Annotated in this window: 11 protein-coding genes; 8 read left to right on the forward strand and 3 right to left on the reverse strand. The window is 42.0% G+C overall.

The window, feature by feature from the left end; genetic code table 11:
- Window positions 1–2,089: COR domain-containing protein (locus B4U84_RS11450; RefSeq protein WP_131118899.1), on the forward strand; the 2,089-nt coding region annotated here is incomplete at its 5' end.
- A gap of 404 nt (window positions 2,090–2,493) precedes the next feature.
- Here B4U84_RS11450 and B4U84_RS11455 read toward each other — a convergent pair.
- Window positions 2,494–2,703 (reverse strand): hypothetical protein, encoded by a 210-nt coding sequence (locus tag B4U84_RS11455; protein ID WP_476426189.1) that lies wholly within the window; start codon window positions 2,701–2,703, stop codon window positions 2,494–2,496.
- A gap of 556 nt (window positions 2,704–3,259) precedes the next feature.
- On the opposite strand from B4U84_RS11455, the gene B4U84_RS11460 reads away from it, so the two are divergent.
- The 5 genes from B4U84_RS11460 (at window position 3,260) to B4U84_RS11485 (ending at window position 15,589) form a co-directional block, all read left to right on the forward strand.
- On the forward strand, window positions 3,260–5,815 hold the full coding sequence (locus tag B4U84_RS11460; protein WP_131117897.1) for a dynamin family protein: 2,556 nt from the start codon (window positions 3,260–3,262) through the stop codon (window positions 5,813–5,815).
- A 117-nt stretch (window positions 5,816–5,932) separates the two neighbouring features.
- Window positions 5,933–9,352: an acetate and sugar kinases/Hsc70/actin family protein gene (locus B4U84_RS11465; protein ID WP_131117900.1), complete on the forward strand. Its 3,420-nt coding sequence runs from the start codon at window positions 5,933–5,935 to the stop codon at window positions 9,350–9,352.
- A gap of 126 nt (window positions 9,353–9,478) precedes the next feature.
- Entirely contained in the window at window positions 9,479–10,642 is a 1,164-nt protein-coding gene (locus B4U84_RS11470; protein ID WP_131117903.1) for a hypothetical protein, read from the forward strand.
- Between the two features lie 645 nt (window positions 10,643–11,287).
- Window positions 11,288–12,250, forward strand: coding sequence for a ribonuclease Z (locus B4U84_RS11480; RefSeq protein ID WP_131117906.1), 963 nt, complete (start codon window positions 11,288–11,290; stop codon window positions 12,248–12,250).
- Window positions 12,251–13,273: 1,023 nt separating this feature from the next.
- Complete coding sequence (locus tag B4U84_RS11485) at window positions 13,274–15,589, forward strand: GumC family protein (RefSeq protein WP_207390924.1); 2,316 nt, start codon at window positions 13,274–13,276, stop codon at window positions 15,587–15,589.
- Window positions 15,590–15,771: 182 nt separating this feature from the next.
- Here B4U84_RS11485 and B4U84_RS11490 read toward each other — a convergent pair whose 3' ends face one another.
- A complete protein-coding gene (locus B4U84_RS11490; protein WP_131117912.1) occupies window positions 15,772–17,031 on the reverse strand; it encodes a sensor histidine kinase in 1,260 nt (419 codons plus the stop codon).
- A 13-nt stretch (window positions 17,032–17,044) separates the two neighbouring features.
- Window positions 17,045–17,722, reverse strand: coding sequence for a response regulator transcription factor (locus tag B4U84_RS11495; RefSeq protein WP_131117915.1), 678 nt, complete (start codon window positions 17,720–17,722; stop codon window positions 17,045–17,047).
- Window positions 17,723–17,937: 215 nt separating this feature from the next.
- Between B4U84_RS11495 and B4U84_RS30525 the strand changes: the two genes are divergently transcribed.
- Both B4U84_RS30525 and B4U84_RS11510 read left to right on the forward strand, forming a co-directional pair.
- The gene (locus B4U84_RS30525; RefSeq protein WP_044448695.1) at window positions 17,938–18,330 is read left to right on the forward strand and encodes a hypothetical protein; all 393 of its coding nucleotides are present in this window, start codon (window positions 17,938–17,940) and stop codon (window positions 18,328–18,330) included.
- A gap of 385 nt (window positions 18,331–18,715) precedes the next feature.
- Entirely contained in the window at window positions 18,716–20,104 is a 1,389-nt protein-coding gene (locus B4U84_RS11510) for an efflux RND transporter periplasmic adaptor subunit (protein WP_131117921.1), read from the forward strand.
- Window positions 20,105–20,116: the final 12 nt, after the last annotated feature.

Below are 20,116 nucleotides of genomic sequence, written 5' to 3' on the forward strand. Positions count from 1 at the left end.
TTACAACCAAATAACCGAGATACCAGAGGCGATCGCCCAATTAACCAATCTGAGGGAGCTTGACCTCAGTCGCAACCAAATAACCCAGATACCATTAGAAATTCTTAGTTCAAAAGATGCAAAAGAGATTTTTAATTACTTAATGCAAATTCGCATAAGTGAAACTCGACCATTACACGAAGCCAAACTCTTACTTATCGGACAAGGTAGCGTCGGCAAAACATCACTCATCGAGCGACTAATCCGCAATAAATATGATAAAAATCAATCCCAAACCGACGGACTCAATGTAGAAACTTGGAACGTGCAGGTCAATAGCAAAGACATCCGCCTCAATGTTTGGGACTTTGGCGGACAGGAAATTTATCATGCTACCCATCAGTTTTTTCTGACTAAGCGTAGCCTCTATCTCCTCGTTTGTAATTGTCGCACCAGCGAAGAAGAAAACCGCATCGAATATTGGCTGAAACTAATCGAAAGCTTCGGCGGACAGTCCCCCGTGATTATCGTTGGCAACAAAAAAGACGAACAACCCCTCGACATCAACCGCAAAGCATTACGCGACAAATATCCCAACATCCAAGCGATTATCGAAACCTCTTGCCAAGACAATATCGGTATTGATGAACTTCACACCGCTATTTTGCAGCAAATTGCCAAGCTCAAAGAAGTCTACGATCTTCTACCCCTGACATGGTTTGAGGTTAAACAAAAACTCGAATCTATGCCCCAAGACTTTATCACCTACGGTCGCTATATCGGCATCTGCCACGAAAACAAAATTCCCGAAGAACAAAACCAAGAGCAACTGATCGATCTCCTCCATCGACTCGGCTTAGTTCTCAACTTCCGCGAGCATCCCATCCTCAAAGACACCAACGTCCTCAAACCCAACTGGGTGACAGAAGGCATTTACGCGCTCTTGAGCGATGAAACCCTCAAAACTAAAACCAAAGGCATTTTCACCCATGACGATCTCACCCGCATCCTCAATCCAGAACGATATCCTACCGAGCGTCACGGCTATCTGATTGGGCTGATGAAGGAATTTGAGCTTTGCTTTGAACTAGATTGCAAACCACCACAATTTCTAATTGCGGGACTTCTCCCCAAAGACCAACCAGACGAAACAAAACTCCACGGCGAAACCCTGGAATTTCAATACCATTATAAAGTTCTCCCCGAAAGCATCATCTCCCGCTTCATCGTCATTACCCACGAAAAAATTTATAACCAAATCTATTGGCGCAGTGGCGTAATGCTGCAATATCAAGAACACAACGAAATCTACAACATCGCTCGGATCAAAGCCGACCCTGAAGACAAAAAAATCTTCATCACCATTAGCGGACGCCAAGAAACCCGCCGCTTATTTCTCGGTATCCTCCGCGATGTCTTCCAAAGAATCCACAAAAGTCTTCCCAATCTTGAAATCACCGAATGGGTTCCCGTCCCCAACTATCCCAAACACGAGCCGCTCAAATACTCGGATCTACTCGGACTCGAAGCGATGGGAGAAACCCATAAAGTTATTGGTGAACTCAAGCTCAAACTCAATCTGCGTCAACTTTTAGATGGCTACGAACCACTAGAATCACGTCAGAAAATACAAAAACCTGATCCAGAAAGCGGCTCTATAATTATCAACTTTAACAATAACAACCAAAACAACCAAGGAGACTTTAAACCCATGACAGCAAACACAAACAACTTTCACAACTCAAACATAGGCAACTTTGCCAACGAAGTCAAAGACAACGCCAGTCAGCAAGCTTCTAACTTCAAGCAAACAAGCGGCGCAAACGTAGCAGAACTAATGCAAATCATCAGCACCATGCGCCAAACTGCTGCCCAATTCCCACCAAAAATCCACGAAGATATCACCATTGATATTGATGATGTAGAAGCAGAAATTCAAAAGCCAGAAAAAGACCGCAATGTAACCAAACTCAGAAAGCGTCTACTAGCTTTACTAACTGCTGCTAGTGTAGCTGCTGTCCCGATTGCAGGTATGACAGACTTTACAAATAATGTTATGGAAATAGGGGACAAATTAGGCATCGAACTACAGCCTCCCTCTGGTAAATAGACTTTTCTAACTCTAGAGGCGGCTATTTATTAATTAATATATAGCAATCCTAATTGAGTTGTGAGAAAATACGGAATCCCAGATCCCCGACTTCTTTGAGGATACAGCTGGCGAATCAGGGGTGACACCCCTCACCGACGATTTTTCGTCATTCCACCAGATGTAGAGACGCGCCATGGCGCGTCTCTACAACCAATTTGTGGGTGAACGAGGGGTTTGACCCCCTATTCGCCAGCTGCATCCTCAAAGAAGTCGGGGATCTTGCCTCTCACGTTGGCGCAGCCTGCCCAAAGGGCTTATGATTTAGGATTGCTATATATGAACTGAACTTTCCCGCAGACAAACGTACTAAAAACGCTAGAATTTTTACTAATTAAAGTAGAGACGCGCCATGGCGCGTCTCTTTATTTTGTGTAATTTTTTTTCACTGTTTGAGCAATGGCTTTTGCATCTTTGCCGTCAAAAGTCTGCTCATCGCCATTATTCCAGGTAATAAAACAGACAAATAGCCAAGACATTTGCACATAAAGCTCGCAAAATCGAATTTGACGAGCGTGAGTTAGATTCAATAAGCCTCTTGTAGGCGTTTGACAAATAATAGTTTGTGGCATCATCTTTAATAAGACCTGACTAATAAAGTTTGGGTGGGAGAGGCGTTGTCTACTTGGTCGTGGGAACGCCTCTCTTATTTGTATATTAATACGACTGGCTCTTATTTGCAATAGCTTTTTAAATATATTTTCTTATTATTAAGTATTATAAGTGCTGTATTGTTTACTAGATATGTGGCAGGAGTCAGGAGTGCTTTGACACGCCAGTAGGGTGCGTTAGGCGCTCACATAATTTTTCGTGAAAAACTAGATCCCCGACTTCTCTTGCGAAGTCGGGGATCTGCGGGTTTCCGGATGATAATTATGAATATTTCTAGAAGTTTTAGGATTGAGTTTTTTGCTTCTACAAATTTATGCAAATTTCTACAAAGTTTTGCAATTTGGAAACAATAATCACGAACAAATTGCTAAACTTCATTGATTAAAAAACAAGTTATAACTATGACTATTGCCGTAAATCCAAAATTCACTGCTGTCCTACGTGATAACTGTACAGACGCGATGTTCCTCGCGTCTGTTGGTAACTGGTAAAAACGTGGGATTTTTATTGGGAGTAAGTATGAAGAGTGACATGGCGATCGCACAACTGAGCCGTTATAAAGAATATGGGGAATCTGTTCTCCAAAGTCTGGAGTTAGTCTCACAAAACCCGCCTCCCCAGGAAAGCTGGTTTCCTCAAAGTATACATGAAAACATTCAAAGTTTAAAAGAATCTGCCCAAAGAGTTGTAGAAATAGCCTCTTCGCCTGTAAAAATCGGCGTTATGGGTGAATTCAGTAGTGGCAAAACTTTACTAATTGGAAGTCTCATTGGCTACGCCGATGCTTTACCTGTCAGTGAAACCCCCACAACAGGGAACGTCACCGCCATTCATTTGCGTCAACAACCAGACTTACAAACTACCCAAATTGGTAAGTACACCGTTCAGTATCTCTCCGATGAGGGTGTGAAAGAGTGTCTGCGGTTTATGCTCCAGGAAGTAGAAACACGGGCGAAAGCAGCAGAAATTTCCCTAGAATTGCTGACAAGCTTAAAAAACCTGCACCCCACCACGATTGTTGATAGCAATGGAATCTTGAGATGGTGTGAACAAACTTGGAATCAGACCCAAAGTTTAGAACTGCGATCGCTACTGCGCGAAATAGTAGTATACATGCGTACCTACAACACTTACGGCAAATTTATTGGCGGTAAAAGCTACCAAATAGATCATAATACCGCCAAAAAAGGGCTGAGGTTATCTGAACCACCGATGAATATCTTAGAACTCAGCTTTGAGCAACTGCCACCACCACCGCAACCGTGGACAAATTTCGCTCAACCATCAGCCGTAGATTTACAGAGAAGCTTCTCTTTAATTCGCCGCATCGATGTCACCGTTGAAGTATCCAAAGAAATCTGGGATTTATCAGCACTCCAAGGAACCAATGAATTTGTTTTACTAGACTTTCCCGGTTTAGGTTCAGCAGATTCCGGGGTGCGGGATACCTTTTTGTCACTGCGGGAACTCAGAGACGTGCAAACTCTGCTGTTGTTACTTAATGGTAGATACCCTGGTGGTGCGATCGCTTCCAAAATTCGTACAATGTTAGAACGCGACAAAGGACACGACTTAAGAGATAGAATTATCGTTGGTGTCGGACGCTTCAATCAACTTCCCCTGACCCAAACTGACGAACGCGCCCTTGATGAACTCGTAGACGAACCATTACTTTCCGAAGCCAATATATTAGAAAACCTGGGCATTCTCCAACTTACCATTGCCAGTGCCAGCAACTTAACCACAGAGAAAAAAAATATAGTTTTACTCTCCCAACTCCACGGTTTAGCCAAACTAGCAGAACTTTCTTCCCTCATCCAAGTTTCCTCCCCAGAATTTCTGCCAGAATTAGACATCCCCAACAAGCTCTCCGAAGTTGAACTACGAGAAAAATGGCAACAACTCAGTAAAATGCTACCACCATCCAGCACCCTGCAAAAACAACTCAGTGACTTTGCAGAAGACGGAGGAATCAGCAGACTACGCGCCTTACTCAAAGACCACGTCGCCCAAAACGGTTTAAAACAACTTGTCGAAGACACCCAAAGAACCGTCAAAGCATTGCAAAAAGAGCAAGATAACCTCAAAACCCTCCTTGAACAAGTACCCGCGTATATCCCCGTCGAAGAAAACCCGAAATTTATCGAACTGCGCCAAGGAATCGAAAACCTCGTAACTATTTATAGACAATTTCAAGAAGAACTAGAAAAACAACCAATATTAAAAAACCGCGATGGCGTCGCCGTCAGTGATATCGTCAAAGACGAATTAACAAATAAAATCTTCTTTGAATGGAGCGAATGGACACTACTATTTGATAGAACCAAAAATGGCACAATTTCCCTCACCAAAACCGACAGCTTTTTTGGTGACGAAGAAGTAGAAGACACCATCCCCACCAAAAGCGATGATTTCTACTCTGCATTCGTCCAAACCATTCAAGAAATGCAAACCTTCGCCCATGACCGCACCACAGAAGCAGTCATCGACTTCTTCAAAAAACTCTCCATCGAAGTCGCCGACGAACGTAACACAGTTAACTCCGTCCTTTCACCAGACATCGAACGCTACATCCAGGACAACTTCGGTAAAAATCAACTCCGGCTATTTCGTAACTTTCTCCGCGCAGTTGATCCAGCCAACAAATGGCAAAGATTAATTATCGATCACAGTGGACTAGCCAATAACAATCATACCATCAACGCCGACACCCTATTTCCCCTAGCGCGCCAAGATGACAAACATCCCAACGGCCAAATCCTAGACTGGAGTCCCGATAAACAATTTCCCACCCCTCCCAGACCATTTAATCATCAAATAGCCGTTTTGCGACTGCGAGATGAAATCACCGCCAGCGCCGGTCTACATCTAGTTCAATACGTCAGCCAACTAACCAAACAGGTGAAATTTTCCTTCTCCAGAGCCTTAAAAGAAATAGTCGATAGCTTACAAGAACTACTAAAATCCAAACACGAACCACTACTAAGATACATCGCCGACGCAGACAAAGACAAATCCAAATCCGTCCCACCTTGGCTAGAAACCCTTTCCCAAGTAGCAATAATAAAGGATTAACTCTCACCTTTCCTCTCTGCGTTCTCTGCGTACTCTGCGGTTCAATAAATAATTTATCAACCACAGAGACGCAGAGTACACAGAGAAAAAATAAAACTAAATTTTATATTTGAAAAAATGCCAATCAAGATAGAACTTTTTAACCGTTACCAATTACGTACACATCCTAACGATCCATCTTTATTACTATTACCAGCAATTGAAATTAAACCCGTTCCTAATCCCCATTTTCCTCACATTTTCCGCATTAATATATTTGTTGCTGGTGTACCAGAAGAATTAGCGATCGCCATGCAATCGGCTTATAAAAGTGTAAACTTTGGTACGCACAAGCTTTTACAATTGAGTACTCCCCAGCGATTAAGACAAAGCGATTGTCGCTGGAATGAACCTTTACCAACGGGTGTTTATTGTAATTTGCAAGTGATTATCGAGTATTTTGAATCAAGTGCTACGGGTGAACCGCTTTTGTCTATTAGCAAACAGACGACTGCTGAGTGCAATATTTGGACTTATCCCATCAAAGATTACTCAATTAAAAATCCACTCATGTCTTTTACCGATTCAGTTTTAAACTCTTTTAAAAATACAGCACCCCAAACTTTACCGGATGAAGAAGTAAAGTTACCTGCTGAAGTACCAGTGAAGCAAGGGGAAAATCTACCGGAAATTACTTATCCTGGTTGGTTTGCGATTGATTTTGGTACTTCTAATTCGACAGTGACGTTGTATGATCCAAAGGTGATTGTCACACCCCATAGTTTACCGAGTGAACAAGAAGCAAGGTTACGCGATCGCTTATCGACATGGTTAACTCAACGTCCTGTAGATAATATAGCTGGTATTAGTCAGGATGCTTGGATGCAGGAATGGCAAAGATTTTTAATGGAAGTGAGTAAGAATGTCCAGGTTGATAGTAATGTTAATTTGCGGAATTTAAATGGAGAGCAATTTTTAGAAGCGATTCGCCAAATTGAAATTGCTTTGAGTAAGCGTTTACCTTGGTTTCGTCGGGCTGCTAGTAAACGTTTAAATCAAATTTATCATGAAGTGTTTCGGGTTCCACCTCTGGAATGGCAAAGTTTGATTTCGGTAGAGTTGGATAAAGACCGACGTTTGAATGAAATTGCGAGCGAGTTGGAAGTTATTGGTTTAGAACCGTTTTTACCAACAAATGATCCGCTCAAAGTCAAAGTGAGTTTGGGTGAACAAGCTAAACAACACCGTCTTGATGCGATTAGACAAGGTGAGGGAATTGATAGCAGATTTTTGCATTCACCCAAACGTTATTTTGGACAAGAACGTTCTTTTCAAATTACTCTCAATGAAAAAGAAGATTCTATTCCTGTTAACAAGCTGTTGCAAGCAGCTTATGCTCAATTAATCGAGTTAACTGAAAAATATCGCCAGCGTTCGGGCAAATGTTCCCAAGGTAAATTTTACCGCACGGTGGTAACTTACCCCACAATTGCTTCGCCTTTTGTGCGTCGCGAAATTGAACAGTTGGTAAAACAGCTAGATATTGAAGATGTACAAATGGCTTATGATGAAGCTGTTTCTGTGGCAATATTTTTCCTGTGGCGAGAATTTGGCGGCGATTTAAATTTAGGAATCGAATCTTTCAAAACTCGCTGTCGTCGGGATGGGGACAAATGGTGGCAAAATGTGATGGTGTTGGATATTGGTGGTGGGACTACCGATTTAGCCTTGATTCGTCTTTCCCTGGAAGAAATCAATCCCTTTGAACCGGGAGAAGATCGGGGTGATGGCGGACGCTACTATAAACTTACACCGAAGTTACTTGGTTCCTCTGGACATTTGCAACTGGGTGGTGAATTAATTACTCTGCGACTATTTTTATTATTGAAAGCAGCAGTAGCCGATTGTTTACTCACTGCCATTGTAGACGAAACCTTACCCAGAGATATTTTAAAAGTACAACCAGAAGAATTGAGCGATCGCTTTCTCCAAAACGGTAAATTCCAACCAGGTTCCCTACTAGCTTGCGTCGATAACGAAGTGCGCGAAGGTGAAGCTTACAAAGAAGCTCTAAACGACGCCGAAAAAGTCCTTCCTACCCGGTGGAAAAACGCCCCATCCCGCGCCCAAACATTTTACACACTTTGGGAACACGCCGAAGCAGCCAAACTCACCCTCGGACAAAAACGTCAAACACTTGATACACCCCTATTCATCCTTGATGGGCAAAAAATCTCCGAACTGCTAGTACACAACGATATTACCTTACCCAGCAGCGTGAGCGATCACCTTAAAGTTACCCTCAGCGTCGAACAATTTGAACAAGCAGTCGCACCCGTAGTCAAAGAAGCAGTCGGTATCGCCCAAGGATTAATCGAAAACGCCTTCAAAAACAAATCCCTCAATCCCGGTAACTCCCCCGAAACCGTCGATTGGTTAATCCTCTCCGGGAAAACCTGCAACTTAGAAATCGTCGAACGCGAACTCTACCGAGTCTTCAGCAAATCCGATTACTTCCTGTGGAACGAAGAACGAGTCACCTTTGAACCAGAATACACCAAACTTGCCACATCCGCCGGCGCTTGCTTCGCCGAAAAACTCCGTCAACTCAGCTTCTCTCCCCAACAAGCCAAAGACCTACTCAAAAAAGGAGCCAACCAACTATATATAGATGTCAAAAACCTATTTTACTTTCTTCCCTGTTCCTTCGTCCGCGAAGTCATCGGCGGTAGTCCCGATCCCATCTTTCACGCTGGACAAGAATTATATCAGCTTCAACCCCAAGATGCGATCGCCAAATATCGTAGTCGTTGGATGGGAATGCAATTAACCAATAATATCAGGCGTCAAGACTTCGAGAACATGAAACTCCAACTTTGGGGTAGCTACAACGGCGACATCCTGATGAAAAAATTGGGATTGAACGAAGAAGACTTCAAAAACAACATTCAAGTCCAATTTGAAATCAACCAAAAACTAGACATCGATTTACTATTATCACGAGGAAAACCCCATTATCTCATCCCCGTAAACATACCATGTCTTGATGCAGCCAAAGCGATCGCCACACAAACAATAATTTCCGAGCATGGAGAAATCATTTGTGATATCGCCGTCAACGTCGCCGAATCAGCCAACGCCTTTAAAACCGACGCTCACACAGTACTATTTTCCAGCAATCAAAATCAAGAAATACAAATCTTTCGTTACAACGAAAGCGACACCCAAATCCAAGGAATAGGATTAATCGCAGAACTACCACCCTTTCCCGTCAGTGGGAAACACACATTTTACTTCCAATTCCGCAACCCCGAATCAAACACATGGGAACTCATCGGTGAACTTCCCCAACCAGAAATCAAATCCGAATATCCTTGTAAATATTACGTCACCCTCAACAAACAAGGTATCTTGCGAATCCACGCTTTTGAAGTACCGTACTGGACATCAACAAATCCCGAATGTCTCAAAATAGAGGGATGCGTTTATCGAGATTCCCTCCAAGCACAATCTAACAACGTCGAAACAGAACGCGATCCATTTTGCGGATTGCATTAACTCCACATCTTGGCGTCCTTGGCGTCTTGGCGGTTCATTTTTATAAATAACCGCCAAGACGCCAAGACGCCAAGGAAGAGAAAAGAGAGGATTTTGCGTCAGTTTTGCAGAAATAATGGAGAGAACATGCAGCACCTCAGCAAATTATTGGAAATTGAGGATTCACAATTAGCTTGGGTACTGCGGTTAGGTTTATGTGGACTGCGGACTCAATTACAAGAAGCACTCAAAGAAGATATCACAGATCCGGGTAGTAGTGCTTGTCAGGAAGTTGTGCGCGAATTAGATCAACTTTTGCAACCACAAAAATCAGAAATAATTACTCCCCACACTTCCAGACGCGATGAATCGCGTCTCTACATTACTCCCCCCACTTGGGAAGATGTGTTGGAACCAATTCAGTTGGAAATTCCCAAAGAACAGAAACTGAAACATATCGGTGATGCTTTGCTGGCTGATCAAGAATTGTTGCAATATATTGGTGCGTACCAGTTTCACAGCAACAATGATCTTGATTTGTGGAACGAGATCCAACGCTTGCTGCTACGAGTCCCGGAAAAAGTTGCTCATACTTGGCGGGAATGCATTTTAGCAGAAGTCAGTCAGTTCGGTGCTTTGGAAGAAAAGTTTGCTGTGCAACAGGTTGGTTTTAGCCGCAATGAACCTGTTTATTCTGGTTTACAGGGAAGTGTTTATGCAACCGGCTTGTTTTTATCAGAGCAGATTGATTTTAATCCACAGTTGCAAGTAGAAAAAAGAGGTGGGGAGTTAGATATATTAGCCGGAATTGTATCTGTGTGTCTCTATTTTATCGAAACAGATACGTGTTTATACCATGCCTTAAAAAGTGTAGACCGCTTTGGTGTTAGACCTTTGATTTCAGAAGCAGAAAAAACTAAGTACGTAACAGCACTAGTAGATCGGTTCGAGCGTGTGTCTAGTACTACCAATGCTGACCCAGCGATCGCACTCCGGGCTAGATTAGATTTAGATGAGGCGATTCATTCCTTAGTATACTTGCCACCGTGCGATCGCTTTTCTTGGTGGGGAAAACTCCAACAAGAAGCCCGTCGGACTCTCGATAGCGTCGTGGAAAAAGCCCGCGAAGCTGGTTATCAGGTACAAATCCGCCCATTGTGGGGAACCTACGCCGATATCTATACTTACTCAAAAGACGATTTACAACTAGACTTTGGTGGTGTCCCAGGAGAAGTGTCCGCCTGTCTGCGGGTGTATGCCAAAATTAACGATGAGGTAATTCCAGGACGCGTTTTGTTCCGTTCTTCATGACCGAAGAAAGGCAGAAGGCAGAGGGCAGAAGGCAGAAGGTTTAAGAAAAAATTTATACCAAAAAATTCAGTCCTCTTCATTCTGCCATTTGGTTTCAAGCCCCCGAATTTATTCGTGGAAAAGATAATAAGATTTGTATCAAGATGCGTAGCACAAGATACAAGCCGTCCTTGTTAGAAACCCCTAAATTTATTTATGGGGTTCCCTTCAGCATAAGTGCCTTCTTCCTTCTGCCTTCTCATATTTGAATTACAATTTCAAATTTACCGACTGTATGAAATTGGACTGATAACCCAATTAATATATGCCAGCTTTAAAGGGATGTTTTTAATCCTTTAACAAAAAACTCATGCCGGTTAAGGTTGAGGTTCTAGTCAAAGTCGGTAATCTCATTGTTAAAGTCCGCGTCTTAGTAAAAAAAGGCGTCGGTGTCAGAGTCAAGGTTATCGTCAAAGACAAATCAAAAATAAATGACCATGCTGAGTCAAGCAAGGACAAAACGGGAAAACTGGTAAAACAGTCCCGATGACAATAGGACTCCTCCTACACCCCTACACCCACTTTCAAGTCAGTCCTGTGCCACTATATAAGTAAGATGAAGCACCAAATATCAGTGAGTGGTTAAAGGAGGGCGGGTATAACGCTGTGCAAATAACATTTTTAGGGACGAGTTCCGGTGTACCAACGCGATCGCGTAATGTTTCCAGTGTTGCTCTCAGATTACCCCAAAGAGCAGAGTTGTGGCTATTTGATTGTGGCGAAGGTACTCAGCACCAACTTTTACGAAGTGAACTCAAAAGTAGTCAACTCTCCCGAATTTTTATTACTCACATGCACGGCGACCACATCTTTGGTTTAATGGGTCTGCTGGCTAGTTGTGGTTTAGCAGGTAATGTTGAACGCATTGATATATATGGTCCACCCGGATTGAATGAATATTTACAATCAGCCTTGCGCTACTCTCATACACATTTTTCTTACCCTGTCAAGGTTCATGCTGTCCGTCCAGGGTTAATTTACGAAGATGAGGAGTTTACTGTCACCTGTAATTCTTTGCATCATCGGATTACGACTTTCGGTTACCGTGTTGTAGAAAAAGACCGACCAGGACGTTTTGATATTGAAAAAGCTAAAGCTATGGGAATTCCCCCTGGACGGGTTTACGGTCAACTCAAACGTGGTGAAACTGTGACTCTACTTGATGGAAGGGTATTTCATGGCGCAGATTTTTGTGGTCCAACAGAAATTGGACGCAAAATAGCTTACTGCACAGACACAATTTATTCTGAAAATGCAGTGGAATTAGCACAGGATGCAGATGTGTTAATTCATGAAGCAACTTTTTCCCACCAAGATGCTGATATGGCTTTTCAACGTTTACATTCTACATCTACTATGGCAGCACAAACAGCCTTAACTGCTGGGGTGCGTCGCTTAATTATGACTCATTTTAGCCCTCGTTATGCTCCTGGAAATGGTATTGAGTTAAAAGATTTACTTGAAGAAGCTCGTGCTATTTTTCCTAAGACAAGCATGGCTTATGATTTTATGAGTTATGAAGTACCTAGAAGACGAGAAGCAGAATTAACTTCAACAATTGCATCTTAATCAAGTTAGAGTGACCTAGCTGTAACCTTCAAAGCATAGTTTTCTTTGTGTCTTAGTGTCTCTGTGGTGAAAAATAAATCTTTATTTAACCACCAAGACACCAAGACACTAAGAGACTAAGTTATATCATGTCTGTTTGAATACTTGTATGATTTGCCTGTGTTGGTAATTGGTAATTTTACATTATCTTTAATTTTATTTGAGAATAAAATAATATTTTTTAGGTAATTTAATTGTTGTGTTTGAGACTAAAAATACAAAGTGTAGGGATAAATTATATTTTTTAATTCGTTGCTGACTTTTAGGGAATGCTCTTATTATACAAAGTCATTCTATTCTCAGTTGTTGATTCAAGAAGTATTCAAAGTTATGTATGTTGTTATTTATTCACTGATCAGGGTTGATAATAATCCGTGGTGATTGAAAGCTGAAGCTAAAAAAGATTGAAATAATAAGTATTTTGCCTTTATGACTTGATTTATCGTTCAAAGTTAGATTGGATATTATCAAGTTTGTTAATATACTAGGCTGGAAATCCGAATAGTCAGTTTAAAAATATTCAACTTACGGTATAAACACAATTTCAGCAAAAAAAATTACCGGAAGTAAAATCTAAAAAAGTTTGTATAAAATCAAAAGCATAATTCATTCTTTATGCTAAGTTTGCCTGATTAGGAAATGGTAAAGATTGACCAAGAGGGTTGACGATATCAGGATGATCACTTTAGGTTGAGATGAATTAAAAATAGCTGTAATTGTCAACCAACTATCAAGTTTCTTTTTTTTGCTGATTTATGCCTATTTACATGAATGTGAATTCAGATTTAAATACGATTGTTTATCCAGTGATTAGTTTTAATATCTGAAATGCGAATTTCTTTAAACTTGTATTCTGAGAAATCAAAGTAGACATTACTCAGTAGGTGATAGTTAAAAACAACAGCCTACTATTTAATCTTGTTCAATCAAGAATAAATGATTCTTGATTTGATAAATAGTGTTTCAAAATAGAGGATTCTGATTGTGAATGACACTAGTTTGGATAGAGGAAAACTGGTTTTATTTTCCCAAAAAGATACGGCTAATATTAAACATATCTCTACAATTTTGGTTCGCCGGCGGTTTTGGATTTTGGGAATTTCCTGTGTTGTGATCTCGGTTGCTGGTTTATTGGCTTTGAAAGCTAAACCTACATACCAAAGCTCTATGCAGTTACTTGTTGGGTCTGGGATAACTGAAGATGAAACAGCAAGTAATTTGTCAATAAATACAAGCAAAAATACTTTTGATTCTACGTTTAATGGTGTAGAGTACAATCCTCAATTGGGTTTGATTTTTAGCTCAAAGCTGATCCAAAAAGCTGTAGATTCATTGCGCTCTGAATATCCTGATTTGACAGTTGAAGATATTAAAGGTAAGCATAAAAATTCTCAAAGCAGACCTTTAGGAATTACTGTGATTGATGCTGGAGCAGGAAGTAGTCAAGTTTTGGGACAAGTATTTGAGCTTTCTTTTGAAAGTGATGATCCACTAAAAGCACAGAAAGTTCTACAAGCTCTGCAAAATGTATATAAAGATTACGAGCTTCAACAACGAAAACAGCGCCTTGATCAAGCATTAAATTTTGTTAACGATCGCCTCAGTAAAATTAAGCAGGAAGTTAAGCAAGCAGAGGTGAATCTCGAAAAGTTTCGCAAAAAATACAATCTGATTGACCCAGAGGTACAAGGTAAAATTCTGCTAGAAAATCTTTCTGAAATTAAAAAGCAATTACAAACTACTCGCGCTCAATTACAAGGTGTCCAAGCACGTTATAAAAATCTGCAAAAGGAAATAGCTTATTCTCCCCAAAATATACCTCTTCCTTCACTCTCACCTGTGAGTCAGTCGAATAGCTATCAAAGTTTACTGGATGAAATTCAAAAAACAGAACAGTCTTTGAGTGAGGAACGTCAACGCTTTACAGATGACTCTCCTGTAGTTCAAAATTTAATTCAGCAGCACCAAAGTCAACTAGATTTATTACAAACAGAAATTGAGCGATCGCTATCTAATAAAGATTTAGCTAAACAAGCAACTGATACTAAGTTGGAAAACTCAAGCAAGTGGGAAGCATTGAAGCGAGCATTGGAAGAAAAAACTTCTCCAAAAGCAAACCCAGAACAATCGCAATTAATTCAAGGGTTGCTAGGAGAAATTGACCAAAAGCTCATGCAACAATTAATTGAGGTGGAAACAACTGCTGAGGGATTACGCGCTAATGAATTAAGTTTAGCGGAATCAGAAAAGCAAATTCGCTCAGAACTCAATAGGTATCCTACCCTGATTTCCGAGTACAATCGTTTATTACCCCAAGTACAAGCAACTCGCAAAAAGCTTGAGCAAATGACCGCAGCACAACAAGCTTTAGGATTAAGAATGGCTCAAACAGGCTCTGATTTGCAAGTCTTGGAAGAACCTCTACGGGGAACTGATTTAGGTAGCAACAGCTTATTATTTATTTTAGGAGGAATCATCCTTGCACCTTTATTGAGTGTAGGAACCGCGATTATCCGGGAATTATCTGACGATGTTGTCTATTCTCCGCAAGAATTACAAAAGCTGACACATTTGCGGTTACTAGCAACAGTTCCAAAACTCAGCAAACCTCGTCGTGACAAACAGCTTTTAAACTTAGCAAAAATATGGCGCTCTCACAAAGAGCAAGACAAAGACAGCTCTAAGACCAAAACTCTACCTGTATATGCTGCTTGGCCATCCCACGAAAGCTTAGATATAGCTTATCAAAACCTGCAAATCATCACATCTTCCGTGTCTTCTAAATCTGTGATGTTGACATCCGCACAACCAAAAGAAGGTAAAACAAGCATTGCTTTGGGACTGGCGGTAAGTGCTGCTCGGATGCATAAACGGGTACTATTAATTGATGCCAATCTGCGAGAACCAAATCTACACAAAACCTTGGAACTCTCCAACGATTGGGGATTATCTCTGTTGTTGCTTGATGAAACTGATACATCTGATCAAGATTATATTCAACCAGTTCACCCCTCAATTGATGTTTTAACAGCCGGTTCCCCAGCAGAAGATCCAGTCAAATTGCTCAGTTCGGGACGAATGAAAGAACTGCTGGAGTCCTTTGAGCAGACTTACGACTTAGTATTAATTGATGCTCCTGCGATTCTCCAGACAGTTGACGCCAGAATTTTAGCAACCTTGTGCGATCGCATCATCATGATCTCACGTATTGGTAAAGTTTCCCAAGCTGACTTAATTCAAGCAACAGACATTTTGAAAAACTTGAATTTAGTTGGTGTCATCGCGAATACTGCTCAGTGAGGAGAGGGGATCGGGGATCGGGGAAAGGGGAGCGGGGATCGGGGAGCAGGGAGCAGGGAGCAGGGAGCAGGGAAACTAAGCAGAATAACCAATCCCCGATCCCCAATCCCTAATCCCCGCTCCCCGCTCCCCGCTCCCCAATCCCCGATCCCCGATCCCCGATCCCCGATCCCCGATCCCTTTTAAACCTTGAGCGGAAGTTCAATTTGAAAAGTTGAACCTTGAGCAATTATACTCTTGACAGAAATATGTCCTTGGTGAGCTTGTACAATTTGTTGAGCGATCGCTAGTCCGAGTCCAAAACCACCGGTTTGACGAGAGCGAACGGTATCTACGCGATAAAAACGATCAAAAATATAAGGTAAATCGCTAGCGGGAATCCCGATACCATTGTCCTTCACCTGAATTACAGCGCGGTGGGACTCTCTGAAAAGATGCAATTGTACCTTACCTCCTGCTGGAGTGTATTTGCAAGCGTTACTCAGGAGATTGATCATCGCTTGTTTGAGCAAATTCGGATCGGCGTGTAAGATTACAGATTGCTCTGGTAATTGGGTGCTGAAATTTAAACTTTGAGCAGCAGCTTGAGTAGTGAATTCCGCAGCAAGCGATCGCAACAGTTGAGTTAAATCAATGGGTTTGAATGTAGTTTCCGTTAGTGAGCTATCATGGCGTGACAGAAACAACAAATTATTGATCAGCACACTCATAGACTTGGCTGTTTCTGCTATGTTTTGCAACCGTAGTCGTTGCTCTACAGGATCTTCGGGTGGGATTAAAGCAACTTGAGCATTACTTAACATTGTTGCTACAGGTGTGCGTAGTTCATGGGAAGCATCCGCCGTAAATCGCTGTAATTGCTGATAAGCTTGACGGGTTGGTCGCATTGCTAATCCCCCTAAAAACCAACCTGTAATTCCAATCAGAACAAAAGTGAAAGGAACACCCAAAGCTAAAAACAAGCGAGCTTGATTTAAGCTATTGCGTAGTGAGTCTAAGCGAGCTGCTGCTTGAAAATAACCGATCAACTCTTTATTTTGCAAAATGGGAATAGTAACCTGGCGAACCCAAGTAGTTTGAGTGTATTCTGGGTCTGGTGACAGTTGCAAAGTTTGAAATCCAGGTTCTGCGGTTAACTGTTTTGCACCCAATGAACCAATAGATTGCACGAGTTGTTTGTCAGCATTGTACCATCGGGCGTATAGCAGTCCATTATTTAACGATAGGTCTTTTTCTAGAGGAGTGCGATCGCCCTGATTTTGACCAAGGGTGTACTGAGTTTTACTAGCAAAAGTTTTACTTTGAGAAAATAATTCCTCATCAAAAAACCGCAACTGCTCCTCTACATTCAGACAGTACCCCACTCCTGCAAACGCAAACAGAATTCCACCCATCGATAGAGCAAACCAGTGAGCAAGATTACGACGACTACGATCAAACATTTTGACTTAATTTTTATGAATTCGGCGGATTCAACCTATAACCTACCCGATGCACTGTTTCGAGCCAATCTCTAGCTCCAATGATTTGCAAACGTTGGCGCAAGCGGCGTACCAAAGTTGTGACTGCGTTACTTTCCGGTTCTTCTCCACAACTCCACAGAGCTTGCTCAATCTGATCATGAGATAAAATTTGACGGGGATGACGCATCAAATATTCCATTAATTGGAACTCCCGACTAGAAAGTTGAGTTGTGAACGAATCAAGCTCAATAGTTAAATTATATACATGCAAATGCAACCCACCTAAGCTGAGTATATCTCCTTGCCACATTGGCGATCGCCTTCCCAAAGCCCGTACCCGCGCCAAAAATTCTAATACATCTACTGGTTTGACTAAGTAATCATCCGCGCCCGCATCTAAACCCATCACCTTATCTGTAACCGTGTCTTTCGCAGTCAATATCAGCACTGGAGCGACTTTACCTGCTCGTCGATATGACTGACACAGTTCTATCCCACTCATCTTAGGTAACATCCAATCTAAAATCAATAAATCATAATCTTTTTGAAAAGCAAACCATTGTGCTGTTTCTCCATCTTCAATAGCATCTACAGTATGCCCTACTTTTAATAGTGCTGCTCGCAGTGGTTCCAATTGGGCTGGATCGTCTTCAACCAGTAAAATCAACATCCCTGTTTAGCTTGCTGTAATTTTAACTTGCTAGTTTTAAGATTAACTAAGTAAGTCGGCAGTAGAGACGCGATGTTCCTCGCGTCTGTACAATATCAAAAAATCGGCGTTGCTGAATCAAGATATGAATTTATAATTCACGCTTATGTAGACGCGATATATTGCGTCTCTACAGGGTCTGTATTTGTATCAGCTTACCCGTACCTATCCCTTCCATGCGTCAACTGCAAGTTTTTTCAGTATTACAAACATTAGGGTTTGTGTTTTGGTCGTCATTACCGTTGATTGGACTGGTTTTTTGGGTGGGAAGCGGTTTGGTGGGAGATCAAATCCTCAATCGTACCTACAGTCATAAAAAATATCTGCAAGCAGATACGCAATTAACACGTCAGATAATGAAAAAGGTAGTGGCGATCGAAGTCGAAGTTCTTAAAGCCGAAGGAATTTCTCTGGTGAATGTCAAAACAAATCACTCACCTCTCAAAACGATGAAGTTTGAGTTCTCAATTACCAATCCTAATCAGCTTGAAGCTAACATCAGTCGCGAATTGGGTTTGTCACGGGAACGAGTCAGCGAACTAATTCGCTATCAAAGGTTGGAGAAATAAGTCAGCCTTCATAAACCTAACGCGAGTCACCAAAAGTAAACAAGCCTAAAATCCTTACCAATGACCATTGTACAGACGCGATTCATCGCGTCTCTAGACCAATGACAAATCTTTTGTAATATTTCTCTATCAAACTACAAACTTTGACATTATTTTGTCACAATTATTCGGCAAACTGTAAATAATAAAACTTTTAGCATTTTGATGAAACTTCTTGCAGAAGTTAGGGCAAGGGTTAAAAGAATTGAAAAATCTTTTTCCCTTTAGCCTTTTCCCATCTCTGGGACTCATGTATCTTTGCAAGATATTCAGATATTGTTCCTTACTGTATTCTGGCTTCTTAACTCATTAGTCCTAAATCCTTAATAGCTTGCCATCAACCGCTATGGATACTTCTGAAGCTCCAGTTTCAACGCCCCAAACTCAATCAGACAGTTCTGTAACCTCTGAGTCAGCATCTACCCGTTCTGGCAAACCCTGGTTGCGGACACTGATAATTTTGTTTTTCACCACTGGGGGTCTTATCCTTTGGCGGATGCTGGCTCCTGGTGGCGCACCGCAACCTTCTGTAGCTCAACAGCAGCAAGCACCACCGCCACGCCCCATTGAAACCATCACTTTGAGTACTGGAACTGCTACCAGGAATATACAGCTTTTGGGATATGTGGAAGCTACTCAAAAATCCACACTCCGCGCTCAAACTGGTGGAATTGTAGAGAATATCTTAGTGCAACCGGGCGATCGCGTCAAGACAGGAATGGTAATAGCCGTCTTAGATGACTCTGATCAGCAATTGGCGATCGCTCAAGCACGGGCGCAACTAGCACAACAACGTAGCAATTTAGCACGTTTAGAAGTCGGTACTCGTCCAGAAATTATTGCTCAACGTCAAGCAGCCGTCACATCAGCCAAGGCACGAGAACAGGAAGCGCAGGATAATTTGAAGCGTACTAGTGACCTGGTCAAAGAAGGTGCATTGTCACAAAGATTACTAGTAGAAGCGCAAACAAGTTTAAACGACATCCAGGGAACAGTATTAGAAGCCCAAGCAGAACTAGCAGAAGCCAAAGCAGGGCCAATTCAAGAAGAAATCGCCGCTCAACGAGCCAACGTCGAAGCAGCCAAAGCTAACCTCGCACAAGCACAACTAGCACAAAAACGCACGCGAATTGTAGCATCGGAATCGGGTGTAGTGGAGACACGACATGTAAGTAATGGTGACTTGGTGCAAAGCTCTAACGAAATAGTCACCTTGGTAGCGGGCGATCGCTTTGACATTTTCCTAGAGTTACCAGAAGAATTAACTGGTCGAGTCACCCCCGGTATGGCAATTGAACTCACAGCTCGCGCCCTACCACAATGGAAACAACGAGCCACCATTACCGCCGTCGTTCCCTCTGCCGACAGTGCCTCCCGTCGTCAACGAGTACGTGTCCAAATTAACAAACCCCCATCAGGATTATTACCAGGAATGGCGATCACAGGCAACCTCAACATGCCTGCAAATCGCCCTAGCTTTGTCGTCTCACGAGACGCCTTAACCAGAAGACAAAACGAATGGCTTGTCTTCACAGTCGCCGATGGTAAAGCCAAACAAATTCAGGTAGAAATGGTTGCTGACATGGGCAAAGACATGGCAATTTACCATTCATCCCTCCAACCCGGACAACGCATCGTCCTCCGTGGCGGTGACGGCTTGCAAGATGGTGCGCCAGTGAAAATAGTTGATCCAACTAATCAGTTATCAGTTATCAGTGATCAGTTATCAAATTAAACTGTTAACTGT

Origin of the sequence: Westiellopsis prolifica IICB1, from assembly GCF_004323185.1 — a bacterium.
Lineage (GTDB): Bacteria > Cyanobacteriota > Cyanobacteriia > Cyanobacteriales > Nostocaceae > Pelatocladus > Pelatocladus prolificus_A.